Annotated in this window: 2 protein-coding genes; both read left to right on the top strand. The window is 34.2% G+C overall.

The features are described from left to right. A partial coding sequence (locus BMX53_RS18815) for a PorP/SprF family type IX secretion system membrane protein (RefSeq protein ID WP_143061470.1) occupies nucleotides 1-449 on the top strand: 449 nt, incomplete at its 5' end. A gap of 33 nt (nucleotides 450-482) precedes the next feature. Further along, nucleotides 483-2,441, top strand: a complete 1,959-nt coding sequence (locus BMX53_RS18810) for an OmpA family protein (RefSeq protein WP_074748510.1) — start codon at nucleotides 483-485, stop codon at nucleotides 2,439-2,441. Nucleotides 2,442-2,720: the final 279 nt, after the last annotated feature.

Below are 2,720 nucleotides of genomic sequence, written 5' to 3'. Positions count from 1 at the left end.
CTGGACTTTATATGTATTCTGACAAGGCATATGTAGGAGTGTCTGTACCTAACTTTTTAACTACAGATCGTTATGATGATAATGATATCACGACTATGCGTCAAAAGATGCACTTTTATTTAATGGGAGGATATGTATTTGAATTAGGGCGTGATGTATTGTTTAAGCCAGCTGCTTTAGTAAAAGCAGTAAGCGGAGCACCATTACAAGTAGATCTAACAGCGAATTTCTTATTCTATGAGAAATTCACCCTAGGAGCAGCATACCGCTGGGACGCATCAGTTAGTGCACTGGCAGGATTCCAAGTAAATGAGAATTTATTTGTTGGCTATGCTTATGACTTTGATACCACATCACTTCGTCATTATGACTCAGGATCGCATGAGATATTCTTGAGATTTGAATTGTTTAATCGTAGAAGTACAATTAATGCGCCTCGATTCTTTTAAAAAGAGAATTAAGGGATTAATAAAAAAGGAAGTATGAAAAAACAGCTATTGAAAATAAGCTTATTCGGGCTGTTACTTTTAGCAGGAGTTAATACTCAAGCACAAAGAGTAGCAGAGAAGAAAGCCGATAAAGAATATCAAACTTTGGCCTATATAGATGCTATTAAGATCTATGAGCGCATAGCAGCTAAAGGATATACCAATGCAGATATGCTAAAGAAATTAGCTGATGCATATTACTTTAATGGCAAGCTAGTAGAAGCTAATAAGTGGTACACAGAATTATTTGAAGGTACTTATGAGGACAAGGGAAAGGAACCTATTGGTTCAGAGTATTATTATCGTTATGCTCAAACACTAAAGTCTGTAGAAAACTACGACAAGTCTAAGCAAATGATGCAGCAGTTTGCTAAGTTAGAAGCAAATGACTCTAGAGCCCAACTTTTTGAATCTAATAAAGACTTCTTGCAAAAGATAGAAGACAAGCAAGATCTTTATGATATCAAACCTTTAAGTATTAATACAGAATTTTCTGATTATGGAGCTACCATTTTAAATGGAGATTTAATCTTTACATCCGCTAGAAATCAAGGAGATAATAAGTCTGTTCATGAGTGGACTAATGAAAGCTTTACAGCCTTGTATAGTTCTACTATTAATCAAGATGGTAGTTTCTCAGATCCGCAACAATTTGCCAAGGAAATACGATCTAAAGTAAATGATGCCACTGCTGTATTTACTAAAGATGGAAATACAATGTATTTTACCCGTAATAACTCTAGTGAAAAGGGTAAACGCAGGAATAATAGAGATAAATCATCACTCTTAAAAATATATAAAGCCACTAAGACGGAGGATGGCTTGTGGGGACAAGTAATGGAATTGCCGTTTAATTCGGATTATTTCAATACAGCCCATCCTGCCTTAACGCCAGATGGCAAGTGGCTTTATTTTTCATCAGATAGAGAGGGAACTTTAGGTCAATCGGATATCTTTAGAGTGGCATTATACCCTACAGGTGAATACGGAAAAGTAGAAAATATAGGTAATAAAGTTAATACATCAGGAAGAGAAACATTCCCTTTTATCTCAGATGATAATTTCTTGTTTTTTGCATCGGATGGGCACCCAGGACTTGGTGGATTAGATATGTTTGTAGCCAAGATAAATGTCGATGGAAGTATTGGTCAAGTTGCCAATATGGGAACCCCAATTAATAGCCCATTCGATGATTTTGCACTCTATATAGATAGCAAATCACATAAAGGGTTTGTGAGCTCAAATAGAACAGGAGCTAGTGGAGGAGATGATATCTATTTCTTTAAAGAGAAACCTTGTAAACAAGCTTTAGAAGGAATTGTCTATGATAAGATAACAAAAGAACCACTAGTTAATGCAAGAGTAATTATATCAGATGCTTTATATACTCAAGCAGATACTATTATGACTGATGCTAAAGGATACTACTTATCACAGTATTTAGATTGTGGAGGTAAATATCGCATAAAAGCAGAGAAACAGGAGTACAACACTGTTGAAGTAATATTTGTAGTAGAGAAAGCTCAAGGAGTTAAAAGAGTGGATATAGGACTTGAAAAAACATTAGAACCTATAAAGGTAAATGATGATTTATTCAAGAAATTGAAATTAAACCCAATTTACTTTGATTTTGATAAATCTAATATACGCCCTGATGCAGCAGCCGAACTTATCAAAGTTGTAGAAGTATTAAGAGAATACCCTACAATGAAGATAGATGTACGTTCACATACAGATAGCCGTGGTAATGACGCATATAATTTAAAACTATCAGATCGCCGAGCTAAATCTACAGTAGAGTGGATGGTTGAGCAAGGAATAGATAGAAGCAGAGTTACAGGACAAGGATATGGTGAGACACAGTTACAGAATAAGTGTAGTAATGGAGTACCATGTACTATAGAAGAACATCAATTAAATAGACGTAGTGAATTTATCATTACAGAACTATAAAAATATTAATCGTTGAGTACGTTTAATACAACAACAAATCAATTTTTCGACCGATCCTTGCTGTTAGATCTAAAATAACAGTATTAGCCAGAAAGAGCCACTCATATGAGTGGCTCTTTTATTTTATTATGGTTTGTTATCCTTAGATCTCTAATTTCTAGTTTACAAAAACAGGATCACAATCTCCCAGAAAGACAAAATTTTAAATTGAATTATATATGATGATATTTGTTTTTTGTTGCGTTATGTTTTGATTGTTTTGATTTTTTTGATTTTTTT

The organism is Myroides marinus, assembly GCF_900109075.1.
Taxonomy (GTDB): Bacteria; Bacteroidota; Bacteroidia; order Flavobacteriales; family Flavobacteriaceae; genus Flavobacterium; species Flavobacterium marinum_A.
Note: the sequence above shows the minus strand (reverse complement) of the source record. Positions and strands in the feature narration are given on the sequence as shown.